21 protein-coding genes are annotated in these 22,558 nt (G+C 66.9%); 16 read left to right on the plus strand and 5 right to left on the minus strand.

Annotation, left to right across the window (positions count from 1 at the left end):
- Nucleotides 1-74: 74 nt before the first annotated feature.
- The 6 genes from ATO3_RS19460 (at nt 75) to ATO3_RS19485 (ending at nt 6,791) form a co-directional block, all read left to right on the plus strand.
- On the plus strand, nt 75-1,094 hold the full coding sequence (locus tag ATO3_RS19460) for an ABC transporter substrate-binding protein (protein WP_088651564.1): 1,020 nt from the start codon (nt 75-77) through the stop codon (nt 1,092-1,094).
- Nucleotides 1,091-2,134, plus strand: a complete 1,044-nt coding sequence (locus ATO3_RS19465) for a FecCD family ABC transporter permease (protein ID WP_088651565.1) — start codon at nt 1,091-1,093, stop codon at nt 2,132-2,134. The genes ATO3_RS19460 and ATO3_RS19465 overlap by 4 nt, the downstream gene beginning before the upstream one ends.
- Nucleotides 2,131-3,174: a FecCD family ABC transporter permease gene (locus tag ATO3_RS19470; protein WP_088651566.1), complete on the plus strand. Its 1,044-nt coding sequence runs from the start codon at nt 2,131-2,133 to the stop codon at nt 3,172-3,174. Before ATO3_RS19465 ends, ATO3_RS19470 begins: the two co-directional genes overlap by 4 nt.
- Nucleotides 3,171-3,995: an ABC transporter ATP-binding protein gene (locus ATO3_RS19475; RefSeq protein WP_088651567.1), complete on the plus strand. Its 825-nt coding sequence runs from the start codon at nt 3,171-3,173 to the stop codon at nt 3,993-3,995. Before ATO3_RS19470 ends, ATO3_RS19475 begins: the two co-directional genes overlap by 4 nt.
- A gap of 160 nt (nt 3,996-4,155) precedes the next feature.
- Nucleotides 4,156-6,291, plus strand: a complete 2,136-nt coding sequence (locus ATO3_RS19480; RefSeq protein WP_088651568.1) for a TonB-dependent siderophore receptor — start codon at nt 4,156-4,158, stop codon at nt 6,289-6,291.
- Between the two features lie 146 nt (nt 6,292-6,437).
- Nucleotides 6,438-6,791 carry a YigZ family protein gene (locus ATO3_RS19485; protein WP_088651569.1) on the plus strand — a complete coding sequence of 118 codons (354 nt, stop codon included), beginning with the start codon at nt 6,438-6,440 and terminating at the stop codon, nt 6,789-6,791.
- Here ATO3_RS19485 and ATO3_RS19490 read toward each other — a convergent pair.
- The 4 genes from ATO3_RS19490 to ATO3_RS19505 all read right to left on the minus strand — a co-directional run bounded on the left by ATO3_RS19490 (nt 6,788) and on the right by ATO3_RS19505 (nt 11,330).
- A complete protein-coding gene (locus tag ATO3_RS19490) occupies nt 6,788-7,177 on the minus strand; it encodes a YbaN family protein (RefSeq protein ID WP_088651617.1) in 390 nt (129 codons plus the stop codon). The genes ATO3_RS19485 and ATO3_RS19490 overlap by 4 nt on opposite strands.
- Before the next feature lie 57 nt (nt 7,178-7,234).
- Nucleotides 7,235-7,660 (minus strand): universal stress protein, encoded by a 426-nt coding sequence (locus ATO3_RS19495; protein ID WP_088651570.1) that lies wholly within the window; start codon nt 7,658-7,660, stop codon nt 7,235-7,237.
- A 12-nt stretch (nt 7,661-7,672) separates the two neighbouring features.
- The gene (locus tag ATO3_RS19500) at nt 7,673-10,300 is read right to left on the minus strand and encodes a TRAP transporter permease (protein WP_088651571.1); all 2,628 of its coding nucleotides are present in this window, start codon (nt 10,298-10,300) and stop codon (nt 7,673-7,675) included.
- A 70-nt stretch (nt 10,301-10,370) separates the two neighbouring features.
- Nucleotides 10,371-11,330, minus strand: a complete 960-nt coding sequence (locus ATO3_RS19505) for a TAXI family TRAP transporter solute-binding subunit (protein ID WP_088651572.1) — start codon at nt 11,328-11,330, stop codon at nt 10,371-10,373.
- Nucleotides 11,331-11,452: 122 nt separating this feature from the next.
- Here ATO3_RS19505 and ATO3_RS19510 point away from each other — a divergent pair, with 122 nt between their 5' ends.
- On the plus strand, nt 11,453-12,775 hold the full coding sequence (locus tag ATO3_RS19510) for an aspartate aminotransferase family protein (RefSeq protein ID WP_088651573.1): 1,323 nt from the start codon (nt 11,453-11,455) through the stop codon (nt 12,773-12,775).
- Nucleotides 12,776-12,918: 143 nt separating this feature from the next.
- On the opposite strand, the gene ATO3_RS19515 is transcribed toward ATO3_RS19510, so the two are convergent.
- Nucleotides 12,919-13,608: a GntR family transcriptional regulator gene (locus ATO3_RS19515; RefSeq protein WP_088651574.1), complete on the minus strand. Its 690-nt coding sequence runs from the start codon at nt 13,606-13,608 to the stop codon at nt 12,919-12,921.
- A gap of 123 nt (nt 13,609-13,731) precedes the next feature.
- On the opposite strand from ATO3_RS19515, the gene uxaC reads away from it, so the two are divergent.
- The 9 genes from uxaC (at nt 13,732) to uxuA (ending at nt 22,548) form a co-directional block, all read left to right on the plus strand.
- Complete coding sequence (uxaC, locus tag ATO3_RS19520) at nt 13,732-15,138, plus strand: glucuronate isomerase (protein WP_088651575.1); 1,407 nt, start codon at nt 13,732-13,734, stop codon at nt 15,136-15,138.
- Between the two features lie 32 nt (nt 15,139-15,170).
- Complete coding sequence (locus ATO3_RS19525; protein WP_088651576.1) at nt 15,171-16,151, plus strand: TRAP transporter substrate-binding protein; 981 nt, start codon at nt 15,171-15,173, stop codon at nt 16,149-16,151.
- A 63-nt stretch (nt 16,152-16,214) separates the two neighbouring features.
- On the plus strand, nt 16,215-16,739 hold the full coding sequence (locus ATO3_RS19530) for a TRAP transporter small permease (protein ID WP_198963321.1): 525 nt from the start codon (nt 16,215-16,217) through the stop codon (nt 16,737-16,739).
- A gap of 5 nt (nt 16,740-16,744) precedes the next feature.
- Nucleotides 16,745-18,025 (plus strand): TRAP transporter large permease, encoded by a 1,281-nt coding sequence (locus ATO3_RS19535; protein ID WP_088651578.1) that lies wholly within the window; start codon nt 16,745-16,747, stop codon nt 18,023-18,025.
- Between the two features lie 11 nt (nt 18,026-18,036).
- Nucleotides 18,037-18,354: a cupin domain-containing protein gene (locus ATO3_RS19540; protein ID WP_088651579.1), complete on the plus strand. Its 318-nt coding sequence runs from the start codon at nt 18,037-18,039 to the stop codon at nt 18,352-18,354.
- Nucleotides 18,355-18,364: 10 nt separating this feature from the next.
- The gene (gene kduI, locus ATO3_RS19545; RefSeq protein WP_088651580.1) at nt 18,365-19,192 is read left to right on the plus strand and encodes a 5-dehydro-4-deoxy-D-glucuronate isomerase; all 828 of its coding nucleotides are present in this window, start codon (nt 18,365-18,367) and stop codon (nt 19,190-19,192) included.
- Nucleotides 19,189-19,962, plus strand: a complete 774-nt coding sequence (kduD, locus tag ATO3_RS19550) for a 2-dehydro-3-deoxy-D-gluconate 5-dehydrogenase KduD (RefSeq protein WP_088651581.1) — start codon at nt 19,189-19,191, stop codon at nt 19,960-19,962. The genes kduI and kduD overlap by 4 nt, the downstream gene beginning before the upstream one ends.
- The gene (locus ATO3_RS19555) at nt 19,934-21,376 is read left to right on the plus strand and encodes a mannitol dehydrogenase family protein (protein ID WP_088651582.1); all 1,443 of its coding nucleotides are present in this window, start codon (nt 19,934-19,936) and stop codon (nt 21,374-21,376) included. The genes kduD and ATO3_RS19555 overlap by 29 nt, the downstream gene beginning before the upstream one ends.
- Entirely contained in the window at nt 21,373-22,548 is a 1,176-nt protein-coding gene (gene uxuA / locus ATO3_RS19560) for a mannonate dehydratase (RefSeq protein WP_088651583.1), read from the plus strand. The genes ATO3_RS19555 and uxuA overlap by 4 nt, the downstream gene beginning before the upstream one ends.
- Nucleotides 22,549-22,558 lie beyond the last annotated feature (10 nt).

Raw genomic sequence — 22,558 nt, forward strand, 5'->3', positions numbered from 1 at the left:
AAGCCGTCTTGGCGCCCTTGACGCCCCGGGGAGAACATGGAAAGCCGACGCAAATGCTCAGGATTGGTGTCGCAATGGTCCACAGATCTTTTTCCCGGTTTCTGCTTGTCGTCCCGCTTGTGCTGGTCGCGCTTGTCGCCGTGGCATGCCTGGTGCCGGGACAGGCGAAGGCACAGGAAGAGGGGACATTCCCGATCACCATAGACCATGCCTTCGGAACGACGACCATCCCCGAACAGCCCGAACGCGTGGCGACGGTGGCCTGGGCCAACCACGAGGTGCCGCTGGCGCTTGGCGTGGTGCCGGTGGGCTTTGCCGCGGCCGGGTTCGGAGACGATGACGGCGACGGGGTCCTCCCGTGGGTCAGCGCGCGGCTCGATGAACTGGGCGCCGGGGTGCCGGCGCTGTTCGACGAAGGCGACGGGATCGATTTCGAAGCTGTCGCCGCCACCGCGCCGGACGTGATCCTTGCGGCCTATTCCGGCCTCAGCCAGGCCGATTACGACACGCTCAGCCTGATCGCCCCGGTCGTCGCCTACCCCGAGGCGCCGTGGTCCACCGACTGGCGCGAGATGATCCGGCTGAACAGTGCCGGCATGGGCATGGTGGCCGAGGGCGAGGCGCTGATCGACGAGATCGAGGCGCAGATCGCCATGCGGGTCGCGGACTATCCCGAACTCGACGGCAAGACGGCGATGTTCATCACCCATCTCGATCCGACGGACCTGAGCCTGGTGCGGTTCTACACGGGCAATGACACGCGGGTGAAATTCTTCGACGACCTTGGCCTGCGCACGCCCGAAAGCGTGGAACAGGTCACGCGCGAGGGGCAATTCTCGGGCGAGGTGAGCGCGGAACAGATCGATATCTTCAACGACGTGGACATCTTCGTCTCCTACGGGGGCGCGGCGCTGCTGGAGCCGCTGACGACCAACCCGCTGGCCTCGCGGATGCGGGCGGTGGCGAACGGCTCGGTGGTGATGCTGGGCAACAGCCCCGTGGCGACGGCCGCCAACCCGACGCCGCTGTCGATCACCTGGGTTCTGGACGACTACCTTGAGATGCTGGCCGAGGCAGCGCGGAAGGCGGAATGACTGGCAGCGCGGGGCTTTCCGACGCGATCGCGGTCGGGCGGCGGCGGGACAGCCTGTCGCGTCTGCTGCGGCTGGGTCTGCTGATCGCGGCGGTGGCGGGGCTGTGTGTGCTGTCGGTGGCCGTGGGCACGCGGCCCGTGGGCTGGGCCGAGATCCTGTCGGGCGTGCAGGGCCATGTCGAGACCATCGGCGAGGCGGCGGTGGCCCTGCGGGTGCCGCGCACGCTGCTGGCTTTGCTGGCCGGGGCGGCTCTGGGGCTGTCGGGGGCGATCATGCAGGGCGTCACGCGCAATCCGCTGGCCGATCCGGGGATCCTGGGCGTCAATTCCGGCGCGGCGCTGGCGGTAGTGATCGGGATGGCCTGGTTCGGGATGGACTCAGCCGCGATCTATGTCTGGGTGGCGATCCTTGGGGCCGCAGTGACGGCGGTCTTCGTCTATGCCATCGGCTCGCTGGGCCGCGGCGGGGCGACGCCGCTGAAACTGGCGCTGGCTGGGGCGGCAACCTCGATTGCGCTGTCGTGTTTCACCATAGCCGTGGTGCTGCCGCGCAACGACATCGCCGGGGGCGTGCGGGCCTGGCAGATCGGCGGCGTCGGGGGCGCGACCTACGGGTCGATCTGGCTGGTAATGCCCTTCCTTGTCGTGGGCTTCGCGATCAGCCTGCTGTCGGCGCGGCGGCTGAACTCGCTGGCCCTGGGCGACGAACTGGCCGCCGGGCTGGGCGAGAACGTGGCCGTGGCGCGCGGCATGGCGGCGCTTGGCGCGATCCTTCTGTGCGGAGCGACGACGGCGGCCTGCGGGCCGATCGGCTTCGTCGGGCTGGTAGTGCCGCATCTGTGCCGCCTGCTGGTAGGCGTCGACCACCGCTGGCTGCTGCCGGTCTCGGCGCTTGGCGGCGCCGGGCTGCTGCTGCTGGCCGACGTGGCCGGGCGGATCGTCGCGCGGCCGAGCGAGTTGGCCGTGGGCGTCGTCACCGCTTTCATCGGGGCGCCGTTCTTCATCTGGATCGTCCGCCGGCAGAAGGTGTGGGAGCTGTGAGCGCCGGGGAACCCGCGCTTTCCGCCGCCGTCGCGGCCGGCCGCCGCCGTCGCGCGGGGGCATGGCGCAGGGTGGTGGCGGGGCTGGTGCTGATCGTTCTGGCGGGGGTGGCACTTACGCTGATGCTGGGCCAGTCCTTCACCCCTCCGGGCGACGTGCTGCGGGTGCTGACGGGGCAGGAGGTGCCGGGCGCAAGCTTCACCGTCGGCCACCTGCGCCTGCCGCGCGCGGTGCTGTCGGTTCTGGTGGGGATGAGTTTCGGCCTGGGCGGCGTGGCCTTCCAGATCATGCTGCGCAACCCTTTGGCCAGCCCCGACATCATCGGTGTCAGCTCGGGCGCCAGCGCGGCGGCCGTCTTCGCCATCGTGGTCCTGCAGATGGACGGGCCCATGGTGCCGGCGGTCTCGGTGGCCGCCGGGCTGGGCGTCGCGCTGCTGATCTACGCGCTGGCCTGGAAGGACGGGGTGACCGGCGCGCGGCTGATCCTGATCGGCATCGGCATGGCCGCGATGATCGACAGCTTCATCGCCTATGTCCTGTCGCGCGCGCCCTCGTGGGATCTGCAGGAGGCGATGCGCTGGCTGACGGGCAGCGTCAACGGCGCGCGGATGGAGCAGGCGCTGCCCGTGCTGGTCTCGCTGCTGGTCTTCGGCGGTCTGTTGCTGAGCCGGGCGCGCGATCTCGAGGCGCTGCGCATGGGCGAGGAGGCCGCCGCCGCCCTTGGGGTGAAGGTGGGGCTGACGCGGGTGACGGTGATCGTCGCTGCGGTCTGCATGATCGCGGTGGCCACGGCATCTGTCGGGCCGATCGCCTTCTTGGCGTTCCTGTCGGGGCCGATCGCGTCGCGGATCGTCGGGCCGAACGGGTCGATCCTGATCCCGGCGGCGCTGACCGGTGCCTGCCTTGTCCTGGTGGGGGACTACATCGGCCAGTTCCTGCTGCCCGGCCGTTACCCGGTGGGCGTCGTGACCGGGGCGCTCGGCGCGCCCTACCTGATTTACCTGATCATCCGCGTAAACCGCGGGGGAGGGGCCCTATGACCGTTTCGCACGAGCTTGCCATCGAGGCGCTGGCCGCAGGCTATGGCGACCGCCCGATCCTGCAGGGGCTGGACCTGACGATCGCGCCGGGGCGGATCACCTCGATCGTCGGCGCCAACGCCTGCGGTAAGTCCACCCTGCTGCGCACGATCTCGCGGCTGCTGTCGCCAAGCGCGGGGCAGGTGCTGCTGGACGGCCGCTCGGTGCATCGCAGCCCCACGCGAGAGCTAGCGCGCACGCTGGGCCTGTTGCCGCAGACGCCGGTCGCGCCCGAGGGGATCACGGTGGCCGACCTGGTCAGCCGGGGGCGGCATCCGCATCACGGGATCCTGTCGCGCTGGACGTCGGCCGACGATGCCGCCGTGGCGACCGCGCTTGAGGTCACGCGCACCGCCAACCTGGCCGACCGCGCAGTCGATGAGCTTTCGGGCGGGCAGCGGCAACGCGCCTGGATCGCCATGGCGCTGGCGCAGGAGACGGATGTGCTGCTGCTGGACGAGCCCACGACCTACCTTGATGTCAGTCACCAGGTCGAGGTTCTGGACCTGCTGACCGACCTGAACCAGGCACGCGGCATAACCATCGTGATGGTGCTGCACGATCTGAACATGGCCGCGCGCTATTCCGACCGCCTGGTGGCGATGGCGCAGGGCCGGGTGCATGCCCATGGCACGCCCGAGGATGTGCTGAGCGAGGCGACCATCCGGCAGGTCTTTGGCCTGCGCTGCCGGGTCATCCCCGATCCGGTCTCGGGCAAGCCGATGATGCTGCCCATCGGGCGGCACCGGCTGGCGGATCCGGATGCGGAAAGCGCCGCCTGACGCGGGCCCAACTGTGCCAGGTGTGATTGGAAGGCAACGGCATTGGCCTTGCCAGGCAATTAGTTGACAAATTTACTTTGGATTAATTGCCTTCCGCATGTAACCCCCTTATCCCCTCCTGCGGGAACACTACAAGTTTACTCAGGTAAGGAATTCACGGATGGGGGATATCCACCACTCCCGGCGCGCGCGCGGGCGTCGGACGGCAGCGCTGCTGTGCTGCTCGGCCCTGGTCGCCGTTCCGGCCGTCGCGCAGGCGCAGGACATGGAAGACACGTTCGAGGACTCGGGCCAGCACCTTGGCACGATCTTCATCGACACGCAGGAAAACAGCGATGACGACGCCAATTCGGTCGTCGCGCAGGAACTTTGGGTCGGCGGCAAGGTCGCGACCAGCATCCTGGACACCCCGGCGTCGGTTTCGGTCATCACCTCGAAGGAGATCGAGGAGCGCGACGCGGACACCACCGAGAAGGTGCTGGAATACACCGCCGGCGTGCACACCGATTTCTACGGCACAGACGACCGCAACGATTACTTCACCATCCGCGGCTTCCAGGCGACGACCTACCGCGATGGCCTGACGCTGGGCTCCATGCGCGGCGTGCGCGAAGAGCCCTTTGCCTACGAGCGGGTCGAGGTGCTGCGCGGCGCGAATTCCACCCTCTTTGGCGTCGCCGATCCCGGCGGTTCGGTGAACTTCGTCACCAAGACTCCCCGGTTCCAGCAGTTCGGCCAGGCCTATGCGACCTACGGGTCCTGGGATCACGCCGAGGTCGGTTTCGATTTCGGCGACACGGTGAACGAGGAGGGCACGCTGGCCTACCGTTTCACCGGCAAGGTCAAGAGCAGCGACCTGGAATACGACTATTCCCGGGATGACGAGACCTTCTTCATGGGCGGCCTGACCTGGCAGCCGACGGCCTATACCACGATCTCTGTCGTGGCGGATTACCTCAACCGCGACGGCACGCCCAACAGCGGCGGCTATCCGCTGGATCGCGAATACGACCGCAGCGACTTCTTCGGCGAGCCCGATTTCAACTACCATGATGTCGAGCGGACCACCGTCACCGCGATGCTGAACCACGATTTCGGCTATGGCCTGACGCTGCAGGCGAATCTGCGCTACAGCGATCTGACGGACGATTTCGGCTATGTGTATCTCTATGACTATGCCGGGCGCACCGGCGACATGGTCGACCGCTACTACTTCGGCACGGACAACACCGCCGAGGAGCTGATCGGCAACGCGATCCTGCAGTACGATGCCAATTTCGGCCGCTTCGACAGCCGCACGCTGGCGGGGGTCGAGTTCCGCGACGCGACGACGACGAATGCGAACATCTACGGCACCGCCGCGCCGATCAACGTGACCGATCCGGTCTACACCGGCGCGCCGGCGGACCCCTATGTCTATGGCGAGGATCACAACGAATACTCCACGCAATCGGTCTTCGTGCAGCAGAACATGTCGCTGGACGACCGGTTCATCGCCACCGTCGGCCTGCGCCAGGACTGGCTGGACCTGTCGAGCCGCGGAACGAGCTATGGCGTGGCCTTCGACGACAGCGACGATTTCTCCGAAAGCTCGGTCCGGGGTGCTTTGACCTACAAGGTCACCGAAGAGATCTCGACCTATTTATCCTACGTGGAATCGGTGGCGCCGCCGTCGATCGGCGTCACGCCCGAGCGCGGGGAGCAATACGAGGTCGGCGTGAAATACGCGCCCATGGGGATGAACGCGCTGTTCTCGGCCTCGGTCTACGACCTGACGCGGAAGGACCTGACCATCGCCGTTGTCCAGCCCAGCGGCGTGATCGAGCGCGAGGTCGTGGGGGAATCGCGGGTTCGGGGTATCGACCTGGAGGCCAAGGCCGAGGTCATGGAGAACCTCAGCGTCATCGGCGCCTTCTCCTACATGAAATCGGACGTGGTCGAGGGCACGCTGCGCGACGGCACATCGATTTCGGGCAATGAGTTCGCGCAGGTGCCGAACCAGCTGGCCTCGCTCTGGGCGAATTACACATTGCCGGGCACCGGCACGCGTGGCGACATGAGCTTCGGGCTCGGCGCGCGGTTCACCGGGTCGTATTTCTTCGACGCGGCGAACACGGCCAAGAGCGAGTCGGCGGTGATCTTCGACGCCGCTTTCGGCTACGAGGTGCTGGAGAACCTGGACCTTGCGGTGAACGTGTCGAACCTGCTGAACGAACAGCACGTGGTGGGGTCGGGCACGGCCGATTACTACAACCCGGGGCGCGAGATCACGGTGACCCTGCGCCATACCTGGTAAGACCGTCACGAGAGACGAGAAACGAGAGGCGGGAGCGGCGCGGCTGCTCCTGTCTGCACCGTCGGCGGGGCAGGTTGCCGGAAGACACCACCGACCAACCCGCGCCCGGGTTGCAAATCCGGCCCCGCCGGTTAGACTGGGGCGCCATGCGGACACTCGACAACATCCTTTCCGACCGTGGATCGAAATACGCGGTCACCGGCGGGCCCTGCACCTCGGAGGAGGAGGCGAAGGCCATGGTGGCCGAGCTGAAGCGCAGGAAGAAGTTCGCCAAGGCCACGCATCACAGCTGGGGCCTGCTGACAGCAATGGGGCCGATCAAGAACGACGACGGCGAAAGCGGTGCGGGCAATGTCATCCTGCGCATGCTCGAGCGGGAAGAGCTGCGCGACCACGTGGTGATCGTGACCCGCTGGTACGGGGGCAAGCACCTGGGCGGCGACCGGTTCCGCCACGTGCAGACCGCGACGCGCGCCTACCTGGAGACGCTGGAAGGTTAGCGCGGCCCGTTCGGACGGCTGAGCACGTAGGCGGCCGCGTCCGAGAGGCAGAGAGCCTGGATGATCAGCACCTTGCCCGAGACGCCGAGGACGAGCGACAGCAGAAAGGCCGCCGCCATCATCCCCACCGCCAGCCGTTTGTAGCGCGGCGCGATGGCGCCGTGGGCGCGCCAGTCGGCGATCATCGGGCCGAAGGTGGGGCTGTCCTTCAGCCATTGTTCCAGCCGGGGGGAGCTTTTGCCATAGGCGAAGGCCGAGAGGATCACGAAGGGCGTTGTTGGCAGGATCGGCAGCACGGCGCCAATCGCCCCAAGCGCGAGGCTGATGCTGCCCAGGCAGAACCAGAGGATCCGTGCCGGGCCATATCCGTTCTCCGGCAGGGCCATCGCATGGCACATAGCACGGGCAGGCCCCGGGTCACCATCGGGCCCGACGTCGCGGGATCAGCGGATCACCAGCACCGACTGGTTGGCGTGGCGGACCACCCGGGCTGCGTTGGGGCCGACAAGGTAATCCTTGAACTCGGGCCGGTGGGCGCCGACGACGATCGTGTCGGCCTCGATCTCGTCCGCGGTGCGGATGATCCGGTCATAGATCGTGCCCTGCACCACGTGCATCCGCTCGGCCGGCAGGTCGGGCAGCTGGTCATTCGCGAAGTCCAGCAGCGCGGCCTTGGCCTCGGTCAGGATCCGGTCCTCCAGCGACTGGCCGATGGAGGCGCCGACGATGGCCATGCCGCTGTCCGGGATCACGTTGACCACGTGCAGCTCTCCGCCCGATTGCGCGATGAGACTGAGCGCCGCCTTCGCCGCCCGCCGGGCGCCTTCGGTTTCGTTCAGATCGATCGCAAGTAGCACCCTGGAAAACATCGCGCTTCCTCCTCAGAACGCGGGCTGCGTGGCGCGGGGCCGCTGGATCATCACCACGCCGGCCAAGAGCAGCAGCGCGGGGATGAAGAATATCTCCTTCGGCATCCTGTCGTTCTCGACCTCGACGCCGGTCACGATCACCGGCAGGTCGGCGTAGTAATCGTAATCGGTGCCCAGCGTCTCGAAATGCGGCGTGCCGGGGAAGGGTTCCTCCAGCAGCAGCTGGCCTTCGTCCTCCATCACCGTCAGGCCCTGATCGCTCAGCGCGGTTTCGGCGTCACCCGACAGCGCCGGCACGACGATGGTGATCGGCCGCAGCTCTCCGGTGTCGAAATCGGGGCCGGTGATGGTCACGCGGATCGGCTCGCCGTCTTCGGCCTGCGACATCAGCTCCAGCGCGGCGGGGCCCTGGGCGACGGTGTACCTGTCGCTGATCTGGTCCAGCATCAGCCCCGGGCGGAACAGCATCAGCGCGATGAGCAGCAGCGCGGCGGTTTCCCAGGGTTTGGATTTCGCGATGAAATAGCCCTGGGTCGCCGCGGCAAAGAGCAACATGGCGATCAGCGAGATGACGAAGACGAAGACCGCCTTCACCAGTCCGACGTCGATCAGCAGCAGATCGGTGTTGAAGATGAAGAGGAACGGCAGCAGCGCCGTGCGGATGTCATAGGCAAAGCCCTGGATCCCGGTCTTGATCGGATCCCCGCGCGAGATCGCCGCCGCCGCATAGGCGGCAAGGCCCACGGGTGGCGTGTCGTCGGCGAGAATGCCGAAGTAGAAGACGAACATGTGCACCGCGATCAGCGGCACGATCAGCCCGGCCTGCGCGCCCACCGACACGATCACCGGCGCCATCAGCGAGGACACGACGATGTAGTTCGCCGTGGTCGGCAGGCCCATGCCGAGGATCAGCGACAGCACCGCCACCAGGAACAGCAGGATCATCAGGTTCCCGCCCGAGATCACCTCGATCACCTGGCCGATGACCTGGTGCGCGCCCGTCAGGCTGATGGTGCCGACGATGATGCCGGCGGCGCCGGTGGCGACACCGATGCCGATCATGTTGCGCGCGCCCAGGATCAGCCCCTGCACGAAGTCCCGCCAGCCCTGTACCGCCTGGGCCGCGGTGCCCTGGCCGCGGAACAGCGCCTTCAGGGGTCGGTGGGTCACGGCGATGATGATCATGAAGATCGTGGCCCAGAAGGCCGACAGGGCAGGGGACAGCCGTTCCAGGCTTTCGGTGCGCACCATCAGGTTCCAGATCAGGATGAAGATCGGGATCGCGAAATAGGCCCCGCCGATCAGGGTCGGCGTCAGACGCGGCGCCGCCGGCACCGGCGCGTCGGGGTCGTCCATCTCTATGTCCGGGTATCGCGATGCGACCCAGACAAGCAGCACGTACAACACCGCGACAATGGCGACCGAGGCATAGACGCTTTCGGTCATCACCGGGTTCAGCACGGTGCGGATGCCGACCATGATGAAGGTGCAGACGCCCAGGAACAGGAAGCCCGACAGGAACAGGATCAGGATCATCGCGATCCCGATGTGCCGCCCCGGCTTGTCCAGCCCCTTCAGCCCCATCTTCAGGCTTTCCAGGTGCACGATGTAGAGCAGCGCGATGTAGCTGATCACCGCCGGCAGGAAGGCATGCTTGACCACGTCGATGTAGGGAATGTTGACGTATTCCACCATCAGGAAGGCCGCGGCCCCCATGACGGGCGGGGTCAGCTGGCCGTTGGTTGAACTTGCCACCTCGACCGCGCCGGCCTTTTCCGCCGGGAAGCCGATGCGCTTCATCAGCGGGATGGTGAAGGTGCCGGTGGTCACCGTGTTGGCGATGGACGAGCCCGAGATCATGCCGGTCATCATGGACGACAGGACAGAGGCCTTCGCCGGCCCGCCCCGCAGGGCGCCCAGCAGCGCGATCGCGACCTTGATGAACCAGTTGCCGCCGCCCGCGCGGTCGAGGATCGCGCCGAACAGGACGAAGAGGAAGATCATCGTCGTCGACACGCCAAGCGCCACGCCAAAGACGCCCTCGGTCTGCATCCAGTAATGGCCCAGGGCCTTGGACAGCGACGAGCCGCCGTAATTGGTGATGTTGCGCGCCCATTCGGAATAGCCGCCGAAGAAGGCGAAGGCGATGAAGCAGGACGCGATGATCACCAGCGGCAGGCCGAGCGAGCGGTAGACGGCGATCAGCAGGGTGATCATGCCGATCGAGGACATGACGATGTCCGAAGGGCTCCAGAGACCGGGGCGGTCGGCGATCTGGAAGCGGAAGACGACAAGGTAGAGACAGGCCGAGACGCCCAGCACCAGCAGCGCCCAGTCATAGGCGGGAATCCGATCGCGCGGGGCGGATTTGGTCAGCGGAAAGGCCAGTGTCGCCAGCATCATGGCGAAGGCCAGGTGCACGTAACGCGCCTGGGCCACGATATTGGCGAAGATCGAGATGCCGGTGGCCTGGGCCACGATCCCCGGCAGCTGCGAGGCGATGTAGAGCTGGAACAGCGACCAAGTGATGCAGGTCCCGATGATGAGCTTGGCCTGCCAGGCGATCGCGGGGCTGCGGGCGCCGGTATCGGCCTCGGCCACCATGTCATCGGCCGACCGGCCGGTGTCGGATGCGCTCATCTTCGGATACTCCCTATCCCACCGAGAGAAAACGCGCCCCCGGGGACCGGGAGCGCGCGCAGAGCAAGGGTCAGTCGATCAGGCCAAGTTCCTTGTAGGCCTTCTCGGCGCCCGGATGCAGCGGCGCGGACAGGCCGTCCTTGACCATTTCCGACGGCTCCAGGTTGGCGAAGGCCGGGTGCAGCTGGCGGAAATCCTCGATGTTCTCCATCACGGCCTTGGACACGATGTAGACGGTTTCCTCCGGCACATCGGCCGAGGTCACGAAGGTCGCGCCGACGCCGAAGGTCTGGGTGTCCCCATCGGTGCCGTCGTACATGCCGCCGGGGATCGTGGCCTTGCGGTAGAACGGGTTCTCGGCGACCAGCGTGTCGATCGGCTCGCCCGCGACATCGATGAGGATGGCGTCACAGGTGGTGGTCGCCTCCTTGATGGCGGCGGCCGGGTGGCCGATGGTGTAGATCATCGCGTCGATGTTGCCATCGCAGAGCTGGGTCGCCATTTCCGAGCCCTTGTACTCGGTCGCCAGGGCGAAATCGCCCATCTCGAGCCCGAAGGCGTCCATCACGACTTCCATCGTGGCGCGCTGGCCCGAACCCGGGTTGCCGACGTTCACGCGCTTGCCCTTGAGATCCTCGAAGCTTTCGATGCCGCTGTCGGCCCGGACCACGAGCGTGAAGGGCTCGGGGTGGACGGACATGACCGCGCGGATCTCGGGGAAGGGGTTGTCGGCGAAGGTCGAGGTGCCGTTGTAGGCATGATACTGCCAGTCGGACTGGGCCACGCCGAATTCCAGCTCGCCTGCCTTGATCGTGTTGATGTTGTAGACCGACCCGCCGGTCGATTCTACCGCACAGCGAATGCCGTGTTCCTTGCGGGACTTGTTGACCAGGCGGCAGATGGCACCCCCGGTGGGATAGTAGACGCCGGTCACGCCGCCGGTCCCGATCGAGATGAATTCCTGCGCCGAGGCCGCTCCGCCAAGGGCCACGCCGGCCGCCGCGATTGCGCTGATGACAAGATGTTTCATGGTTTACTTCTCCCCGAGTGACGGTTTCCTGTGAAGAAACGCTTGTAAACACAGGAGACCAGCAAGTTTACTTTTTGGCAACCCTGCGTAACTGCCTATGTGCCAGAGCTGGAGCAAACCCGATGTCCCATGTCTTTCCGCGTCATTGCCACGCCTCCCTGCCGACCGTGTCGCACGGGGCGGGGGCATATCTCTACGACCAGTCGGGCAAGGCCTATCTCGACGGATCGGGAGGGGCGGCTGTGTCCTGCCTGGGCCACGCAGACCCTGCGGTGACCGGAGCGATCAAGGGCCAGCTGGAAAGCGTGGCCTTCGCGCATACCGGGTTTTTCACGTCGGAACCGGCCGAGGAACTGGCCGACCGGCTGATCGAGCTGGCGCCGCAGGGGCTGAACCGCGTCTACCTGGTCTCGGGCGGGTCCGAGGCGATGGAGGCCGCGCTGAAGCTGGCGCGGCAGTATTTCCTGGAGATCGGCCAGCCCGAGCGCAGCCGCATCATCGCGCGCCGGCAAAGCTATCACGGCAACACGCTGGGTGCGCTGGCCACGGGCGGCAACGCCTGGCGGCGCGCGCCCTTCGCGCCGCTGCTGATGGAGGTGTCCCATGTCTCGGCGGCCTATGCCTATCGCGGGCAGGCCCCGGGCGAGAGCGAGGCGGCCTATTGCGACCGGCTGATCGCCGAGCTCGAGGCCGAGATCGCGCGGCTGGGGCCGGAGAATGTCATGGCCTTCGTGGCCGAACCGGTGGTGGGCGCGACGCTGGGCGCGGTGCCGGCGGTAGAGGGCTATTTCCGGCGCATCCGCGAGATCTGCGACCGGCACGGGATCCTGCTGATCCTCGACGAGGTGATGTGCGGGATGGGGCGGACCGGGACGCTGTTCGCCTGCGAGGCCGAGGGCGTGGCGCCGGATATCTGTGCCGTGGCCAAGGGGCTGGGCGGCGGGTACCAGCCGATCGGGGCGATGCTGTGCGCGGCCCGGATCTACGATGCGATCGCGGCGGGCAGCGGGTTCTTTCAGCACGGGCATACCTACATGGGCCATCCGGTGGCGGCGGCGGCGGGGGTCGCGGTGCTGGACCGGCTGGTGGGCGATGACCTGGTGGGCCGGGTGACGCCGATGGGCGATCTGCTGCGGCAGATGCTGGTCGAGCGTTTCGGGCAGCATCCGCACGTGGGCGACATCCGGGGCCGGGGGCTGTTCCTGGGGCTGGAGCTGGTGGCGGACCGGGAGAGCAAGACGCCGTTCGACCCGGCGCGCAAGGTGAATGCGACGGTGAAAAAGGCGGCGTTCGAGGCGGGACTGATCTGTTACCCGATGGGCGGCTGCGTGGATGGCAAGCTGGGCGATCACGTGCTGCTGGCGCCGCCCTTCATCCTGACCGAGGATCAGGCGGAAGAGCTGGTGGACAAGCTGGAGACCGGGATCGAGGCCGCCCTGGCCTGAGATCGGCGCGCCGTCGCTGCGCTCCGGCAGGCCCGACCACGGCCGGGGGAGGCGCGCCTGCGGCGCGGGGTATCGGTGGCGCCTTCGGCGTGGTGGAGGGGGTGGCCCTTCGGGCCCGGTGGAAAAGGCGGCCCTTCGCGCTGTCAGGCTTCGTCTTCGAAATACTCGCCATGCGTCTCGCGGATCTGGGACACGAACGTCAGGATACGGGACAGATGCTGGCGCACCATTGCCTCTGTCCGGACGGCGTCGCGGGCTTCGAGCGCATCGAGGATCTGCACGTGCTCGTCACGCGCCAGCTGACTGTCCTGTGACAGCGACAGGAAGCGGACACGATCCATGTGGGCCTTCTGCTCGCGGATCAGGGTCCAGACATGGCCGTGGCCGGCGATCTCGCAGATGCGGCGGTGGAAGGCGTCGTCGAGGTCGTGGAATTCCGCCCTCGCGTCACGGGTGACGGCATCCTGCTGGGCCTGCAGCAGCGCGCGCAGTTCCGCGAGGCCGGTGGCCTCCAGCCGTTCCAGCGCCACGGCGAAACAGGCGACCTCGAGCGCGGTACGCACGAAGGCGGCATTGCGCACCGCCTGTTCCGAAATCTTCGTCACCCGCGTCGCGCGTTGCGGGCGGATTGACAGGAACCCCAGCTTTGACAGCCGAAAGAAGGCATCGCGCACCGGCTGGCGCGACACGTCGAACTGACCGGCGATCTCCACCTCGGAGATCTTGGCGCCCGGCGGCAGCTCTTGCGAGATGATCGCGCGATAGATCGCGTCGAACACCTGGTCGGTGGCCGAGGCCTGGGGCGTGGGGGGCAGAAGCGAAAGATCTGTCATTTCAAAGGGTCATAGCGGGCCGGACGGCAGAGGTCTTGTTCATTCTTAAGCCAGAAGAGGTTTTGACACAACTGCTAGACTAGCATATTAGCATATCTCAGACTACGAATCTGGAAGACCTTCATGCCGCTGACCGATCCTGACCGCCTGTTTCCCGCCGATCCGGCGACCCGTGACATGGCGCGGGCGCTGTACGAAGGTGTGAAGGACCTGCCGATCATTTCGCCGCACGGCCATTGCGACCCGCGCTGGTTCGCCGAGAACGCGCGGTTCCCGAACCCGGCCGAACTGTTCGTGGTGCCGGACCACTATGTCTTCCGGATGCTGGTCAGCCAGGGCGTGCCGATGCCGGCGCTTGGCGTGCCGCGTGTCGACGGGGGCGAGACAGAGCGCGATCCGCGCACGATCTGGCGGCTCTTTGCCGAACATTACCACCTGTTCCGGGCGACGCCCTCGGGCATGTGGCTGGACCATTCCTTTGAACATGTCTTCGGGCTGGACGAGAAGCTGAGCGCCAAGACGGCGGATGCCTATTACGACCATATCGACGCCTGTCTCGCGCAGGACGAGTTCCGCCCGCGCGCCCTGTTCGAGCGGTTCAATATCGAGGCGCTGGCCACGACCGAGGGCGCTCTGGACGATCTGCAATGGCACCGGATGATCCGCGAAAGCGGCTGGCAGGGCCGGGTGATCACGACTTACCGTCCCGACGCCGTGGTCGATCCGGAGTTCGAGGGATTTGCCGCCAACATCGAGCAACTGGGCGCGTTGACGGGCGAAAACACCGTCACCTGGGAGGGCTATCTGAATGCCCACCGCGCCCGCCGGGCATATTTCAAGGGCTTCGGGGCGACCGCCTCGGACCACGGGCATCCGACGGCGCGGACGGAGGATCTGCCGCAGGACGAGGCGCGGATGCTGTTCCAGAAGGCGCTGGCCGGGCTGTGCTCTCCGGCCGAGGCGGATGCCTTCCGGGGGCAGATGCTGACCGAGATGGCGCGGATGAGCCTGGAAGACGGGCTGACCCTGCAGATCCACGCGGGCGCGCGGCGCAACCATTCGGCGCAGGTCTTCGCGCAGCATGGCCGCGACAAGGGCTTTGACATTCCCGGCCGCACCGACTGGGTCGGCGCGCTCAAGCCGATGCTGGATGCCGTGGGGCTGGAGCCCGGGCTGCGGGTGATCCTGTTTACCCTGGACGAGACCGTCTATTCGCGCGAGCTGGCGCCGATGGCCGGGGCCTACCCCTGCCTGACGCTGGGCCCGCCCTGGTGGTTCTTCGACAGCCACGAGGGGATCATCCGGTTCCGCGAGGCCACCACAGAGACCTGCGGTTTCTACAACACGGCGGGGTTCAACGACGATACCCGCGCCTTCTGTTCGATCCCGGCCCGCCACGACGTGGCCCGCCGGTCGGACTGCACCTATCTCGCCACGCTCGTCGCCACGGGGCGGCTGAGCATGGAAGATGCGGCTGAGGTCGCAATCGATCTCACCTGCAACCTGGCCAGGAAGGCCTATCGGCTCTGAAGGGGAGCCTGTTCATATAGGGAGGAACAACAATGACTTATTACAGATCCATCGGGGCGGCCCTGCTGGCCAGCGCCGCAATGGTCACCGCCGCGGCGGCCTGCGAAACCACGTTCCGGTCGTCGGACACCCACCCCGAGGGATACCCGACGGTGACCGCGGTGGAATACATGGGCGAGCTGCTGGAAGAACGTTCGGACGGCCGGCTGTGCATCGAGGTCTTCCACTCGGCACAGCTGGGCGAGGAGAAGGACACGATCGAGCAGACCCAGCTGGGCGTGATCGACATGAACCGCGTCTCGCTCGGGCCCTTCAACAACATCATCGAGGAAACCAAGGTCTTCTCGCTGCCCTATATCTTCCGCTCGACCGATCACATGCACAACGTGGTCGACGGCGAGATCGGCGATGCGATCCTGGCCGAGTTCGAGAACCACGGGCTGGTGGGGCTGGCCTATTACGACGGCGGCTCGCGGTCGTTCTACAACAGCCAGAAGCCGATCACCTCGAAGGACGACATCGAGGGGCTGAAGTTCCGCGTGATGCAGTCGGACGTCTTCGTGGACATGGTCGACGCGCTTGGCGGCAACGCCACGCCGATGCCCTATGGCGAGGTCTATTCCTCGATCCAGACCGGCGTCATCGACGGGGCCGAAAACAACTGGCCCTCCTTTGAAAGCTCGGGGCACTACGAGGTCGCCGGCTATTACACGCTGGATCAGCACCTGATCGTGCCCGAGGTCCTGGTGATGTCGAAGGCCGCCTACGACAAGCTGTCGGCCGAAGATCAGGCGCTGGTGCGCCAGGCCGCCAAGGACAGCGTGCCGGTGATGCGCGAACAATGGGAAGCGCGCGAAGCCGCCTCGGAAGAGAAGGTGCGCGCCGCCGGTGTCGAGATCGTCGAGGACATCGACAAGACACCCTTCATCGAAGCGATGGTGCCGGTCTACGAAAAGCACGTGACTTCGGAGAAGCTGAAGTCGCTGGTCGAGCAGATCCAGGCGGTCGACTAAGTCTCTCGCAATCCGGGGGCTGCCCGCGCGGCGGCCCCCCTTGCCATGACAGGTTACCCTTCCGTGAAAGACAAGATCCGAACCTTGTCGTCGGCGATCCGTGTTCTGACGACAGTCGCGCTGTGGCTGTCGGCCACCGGGCTGGTGCTGATGACCGCCTTCATCGCGTGGCAGGTCTATGGCCGCTTCGTGCTGAACGACACGCCGACCTGGACCGAAACATCGTCGGTCCTGCTGATGGGCTGGTTCATCCTGCTGGGGGCCGCCGTGGGCATCCGCGAGGGCAACCACCTCAGCTTTGACGTGCTTCTCTTCGTCCTGCCCGATCGCGTGAAGCGCGTGTTCTACACGGTGTCGGACATCGTGGTGATCGCCTTTGCGCTTGGCATGGTCGTCTACGGCATCCAGCTGGCGTCGAACGCCTGGTCCACGACAATCCCGAACCTCGGCTTTTCCGGGGGGATCGTGTTTCTCGCGCTGATCTGCGGGGGCATCCTGATGGTGCTCTTCTCGGTCGAGCGCATCCTGCGTCGGATGGTCGGGCTGCCGACGGCCCGTTTCGGCGAAGACCCGGTGGAAGAGGACTGACGCCGATGGAATTGTTTGTACTTTTCGGGACCTTCGCGGTGCTTCTGCTGATCGGGACTCCGGTGGCCTTCTGCCTGGGCGTGTCGTCCTTTGCCACGATCGCCTACCTGGGCCTGCCGCCCGTGGTGGTCTTCCAGCGGCTGAACTCGGGCATCTCGGTCTTTGCGCTGATGGCGATCCCGTTCTTCATCTATGCCGGAGAGCTGATGGTGCGCGGCGACATCGCCCGGCGGCTTGTGGCGCTGGCGGGATCGGTCGTGGGGCATCTGCGCGGCGGTCTGGGGCAGGTGAATATCGCCGCCTCGGTGCTGTTCGGCGGCATCTCCGGCTCGGCGGCGGCGGATGCCTCGGCCATCGGCGGGCTGATGATCCCGCAGATGGAAGAACGCGGCTACGGCAAGGATTACGCGGTGAACATCACGGTGGTCTCCTCGATCATCGCGCTGATGCTGCCGCCCTCGCACAACCTGATCATCTATTCGATCTCGGCGGGCGGAAAGATTTCCATCGCCGATCTGTTCACCGCCGGCATCCTGCCGGGGCTGATCCTGGCGATGTCGCTGATGGTTGCCGCATGGCTGGTGGCCAAGAAGCGCGGCTATGCGACTGAACCCTTCCCGGGCGGCCGCGCGATGCTGGCCCTGCTGATCAACGCGACGCCGGGGCTGATCCTGGTGGCGATCATCTTCGGCGGCGTGCGCTCGGGGATCTTCACGGCCTCCGAAAGCTCGTGCATCGCGGTGGTCTACGCGATCGGCGTGACGATCGTGGTCTACCGGTCGCTGTCGTGGTCGGATTTCGTGGCCGCGACCATGGGCGCGGTGCGCACGGCGTCGATGGTGCTGCTGGTGATCGGCTCGGCCGCGGCTTTCGGCTGGCTGCTGGCCTATCTGCGGGTGCCCGCGACGCTGGTCGAGATGATGAAGGGCGTATCCGAGAACCCGATCATCATCCTTTTGCTGCTGAACGTGCTGCTGCTGTTCCTGGGCACCTTCATGGACATGTCGCCGCTGATCGTGATCACGACGCCGATCTTCCTGCCGGTGGCCATGGCCTACGGCGTGGACCCGGTGCATTTCGGGATCATCCTGATCCTCAACCTGGGCATCGGCCTGTGCACGCCGCCCGTGGGCGCGGTGCTGTTCGTCGGCTGCGCCGTGGGCCGCATCGGCGTGGGCGAGGTGTTCCGCACGATCTGGCCCTTCTACGGCGCCGCGGTCGCGACGCTGATGCTGGTCACCTACATCCCGGCGCTGTCGCTCTGGCTGCCGGCCCTGTTCCGATAGGAGGTTCGCCCATGTCTTACGTCAGTACCTATCCCGAGGTCAGCCCGGACCGGGGCGTGCGCCGGCAGGTCCTGTCGGACAGTCCCGAGCTGATGGTCGTGTCCTTCCGCTTCGAGACCGGCGCGGCCGGCGCGCTGCATTCCCACCCCCATGTCCAGTCCACCTATGTCGAGGCCGGACGCTTCCGGTTCACCATCGGCGACGACGCCTTCGAGGTCGGCCCCGGCGACAGTTTCGTGATCCCCTCGGAGGCCGAGCATGGCTGTCTTTGCCTGGAGCCGGGCCGCCTGATCGACACTTTCACCCCCAGACGCGACGATTTCCTGTGAGGCCCTTTCAATGACCCTGACCACCCAGACCCGCCACGCCATCGACCCCGTCACGGCGATGGGTTTCGACACCGACGACCTGCGCGACCATTTCCAGGTCGACGGTCTGTTCCGGCCGGGCGAGATCCGGCTGATCTACACCCATTACGACCGGCTGATCCTGGGCTCTGCCGTGCCCGACGGCGGTGACCTGGTGCTGGACCACGTGGCCGAAACCGGCACGCCCAGCATCCTCGACCGGCGCGAGATGGGGATCCTGAACATCGGCGGAACCGGCCATGTCACCTTGGGCGGCGAGACATACGAGATGGAGCGCGGCGACGTGCTCTACATCGGCAGGGGCGCCGGAGCGGTGACCCTTGGTGGGCCGGGGCGCTTCTACCTCCTCTCGGCTCCGGCCCACGCAACCCATCCCACCCGGCTGATCAAGCCCGCCGATGCGCGGCGGGTGGAACTCGGATCGAAGGAGACGGCGAACGAGCGCGTCATCATCCAGGTGCTGCACCCGGAGGTCTGCGATACCTGCCAGCTGGTGATGGGCTACACCCAGCTGGCCGAGGGCTCGGTCTGGAACACGATGCCGGCGCATACCCATGACCGGCGGATGGAGGCCTATCTCTATTTCGACATGGCCGCCGAGCACCGGGTGTTCCACCTGATGGGCGAGCCGGACGAGACCCGGCATATCGTGATGGCCAACGAGGAGGCGGTGATCTCTCCGCCCTGGTCGATCCACGCGGGCGCGGGGACGGGTGCCTACACGTTCTGCTGGGCGATGGCGGGGGACAATGTCGATTTCACCGACATGGACATGGTGGCGATGGAGGATCTGCGATGAGCGATCCGGTTGTTAAAGACGCTACAGGCGATCCGTTCCGTGTTGACGGTCAGCGGGCGCTGGTGACAGGAGCGAACACCGGCATCGGCCAGGCCACCGCCCTGGGCCTGGCCGAGCGCGGGGCCCATGTGCTGGCCGCCGGCCGGTCAAGCTGTGCCGAGACGGTGGCGCTGATCGAGGCGGCCGGGGGCACGGCAGAGGACTTCACGCTCGAGCTCTCCGATCCGGCGGCCGGCGCCGCCCGGCTGGCAGAGGCGGGCGCGCTGGACATCCTTGTGAACAACGCCGGCATCATCCGGCGCGCCGACGCGGTGGAGTTCGCCGAGGACGATTGGGACGCGGTTCTGGATGTGAACCTGAAGGCGGTGTTCCTGCTGTGCCAGGGCTTTGCCAAGGCCGCGATGGAGCGGGGCGCCGGGGGGCGGATCGTGAATATCGCCTCGTTGCTGTCCTTCCAGGGCGGGATCCGGGTGCCGGCCTACACGGCGGCGAAACACGGGATCGCCGGGCTGACCAAGGCGCTGGCCAATGAATGGGCCGGGCAGGGCATCAATGTGAACGCGGTGGCGCCCGGCTATATCGTCACCAACAACACCGCGGCACTGCGCGAGGACCCGGTGCGCTCGGCCGAGATCCTGGGCCGCATCCCCGCCGGGCGCTGGGGCGATGCGGCCGATATCGCCGGGGCGGTGTCCTTCCTGTGCACGCCGGCGGCGGGGTACGTCACCGGGGCGGTTCTGAATGTCGACGGAGGCTGGCTTGCCCGCTGAACGGTTGTCACGGACGGGCGCGGCGCCGAAGCCGGGCATCGTCCATCTCGGGCCGGGCGCGTTCTTTCGCGCCTTCAACGCGGTCTTCACCGAGGATGCCATGGCGGCGGAGCCGGGCGACTGGGGAATCGTTGCCGTGTCGCTGAAAAGCCCTGCGGCGCGCGACCAGATGGCGCCGCAGGACGGGGCCTATACCTCGGTCACGCTGGGGCCGGAGGGCGCGGAGTACCGGGTGATCGGATCCGTTGTCCGGGTGCTGGTGGCGCCGGAGGATCCCGAGAAGGTGCTGGAGGCGATGTGTGCCGGGACGACGCGGATCGTGTCGCTGACGGTGACCGAGAAGGGCTATGCGCATGAGCCTTCGACGGGGCGGCTGAACCTGAAGCATCCCGATATCGCGCATGATCTTGCGGGCGGCGCGCCCCGATCCGCGGTGGGCTTCCTGGTCGAGGCGCTCGCCCGTCGTCGCGCCTCCGGTCTCGCTGCGTTCACCGTCGTGACCTGCGACAACCTTCCGAGCAACGGGCCGCTTTTGCGGGGCCTTGTGCTGGACTTCGCGCGGGCGCGCGACGCGGACCTTGCGGAATGGATTGCGGCCGAGGTGGCCTTTCCCGCGACCATGGTCGACCGGATCACGCCGGCCACGACCGAAGCCGATATCGCAGCGCTGGAGTCGGCGCAGGGCTATCGCGATCCGGCCTGCGTGACCCATGAGCCGTTCCGGCAATGGGTGATCGAGGACCGCTTTCCCACCGGCCGGCCGGCCTGGGACCGGGTCGGCGCGCAGATGGTGACCTCGGTCGAGGCGCATGAGACGATGAAGCTGCGCTGCCTGAACGGGACCCATTCGACGCTGGCCTACCTGGGCTACCTTGCCGGCTACGAGACGATCGCCGAAACGGTGGCCGATCCGGATTTCGCGCGGCTTTGCGACCGGCTCTGGGCCGAAGAGATCGTGCCGACGCTGGAGCAGCCCGAAGGCGAGGATCTGGCCGCCTATTGCGCCGCGCTGCTGGAGCGCTATCGCAACCCCGCCATCCGCCACCGGACCTGGCAGATCGCCATGGACGGGTCGCAGAAGCTGCCGCAGCGGATCCTGGGTACGCTGGCCGACAACCTTGCGGCGGGCCGCGAGAGCCCTGGCCTGGTGCTCGCCGTGGCGGGGTGGATGCGCTACGTCGGCGGCGTGGACGAGCGTGGCGAGGCGATCGACGTGCGCGATCCGCTGGCGGATCAGCTAATGGCGGCCTGGGACGGCGCCGAGGGCGCCGGGGCGAAGGCATCGGCCCTTCTGGGGATGCGCGAGGTTTTCTCTGCCGAGCTGGCCGGGGCGCTGCAGGCGCCGGTCTCGGCGGCGTTGGAACTCTTGCTGGACGCAGGCGCCAGAGCGGCGGTGAAGGAGCGGGTGCAATGATCGAGAGCTGGCGCTGGTTCGGTCCGCTGGACGATATCTCGCTTCCCGAGATCGCGCAGACCGGGGCGCGGGGGATCGTGACGGCTTGCCACGAGATCCCCTATGGCGAGGTCTGGAGCCGGGAGGCGATCGCCGAGCGCAAGGCGCTGATCGAACGCGCTCCGGGCGAAATGCACTGGGCCGTGGTCGAAAGCCTGCCGGTGCACGAGGATATCAAGCGCGGGGCCGGCGACCTGGATCGGCTGTTCGCCAATTACCGGCAATCGCTGGCGAATCTGGCGGCGGAAGGGGTGACAACGGTCTGTTACAACTTCATGCCGCTGCTGGACTGGACGCGGACACGGCTGGACGCGGCGCTGCCCGCGGGCGGCCATGCGCTGCGGTTCAGCCAGGTCGAGATGGCCGGATTCGAGCTGCACATGCTGCGCCGGGAGGGGGCCGAGGCGGCCTATCCCCCGGAGGTCCTGGCACGGGCGGAGGCCTGGGCGGCGGAGGCCGGCGAGGACGAGCGCGCGCGGTTGCTGACGGCGATCATGGCGGGGCTGCCCGGGGCCTACGATCGCTATGACGTGGAAGGGCTGCGCGCGGCGCTGGCGCCGTGGCAGGGATTCACCGCAGAGGATTTGAGAAGCAATTTCAAACGCTTCCTTGAGGAAATCGTTCCCACGGCCGAAGAGCTGGGCCTGGGCATGTGCGTGCATCCCGACGATCCGCCGCGGCCCCTGCTCGGCCTGCCCAGAGTGGTGTCGACCGGGGAGGATATCGCCGCGGTGCTGGCCATGGTGGACAGCCCGGCGAACGGGCTGACCCTGTGTTCAGGCTCGCTGGGCGCGAATCCGGACAATGACGTTCCTGCGATTGCGAGGCGTTTCGCCGCGCGGATCCATTTCGCGCATCTGCGCAACGTATCGAAGGAGCCGGACGGATCGTTCCAGGAGGCGGCGCACCTGGAGGGCGACACGGACATGGTGGCCCTGGTTGCGGCGCTGCTGGAGGAAGACCGGCGGCGGCAGGATAATGGCGGGCCGGAGATCCCTTTCCGGCCGGATCATGGCCATGCCCTGCTGGGCGACCTGGGGCGAAAGACACATCCGGGCTATCCGCTGATCGGGCGGATGCGCGGGCTGGCGGAGCTGCGCGGTGTGATCGCGGGGCTGGCACACGCCGGGTGAAACTGGCGGA

It is taken from the genome of Marinibacterium profundimaris, from assembly GCF_002210095.1.
Taxonomy (GTDB): Bacteria; Pseudomonadota; Alphaproteobacteria; order Rhodobacterales; family Rhodobacteraceae; genus Marinibacterium; species Marinibacterium profundimaris.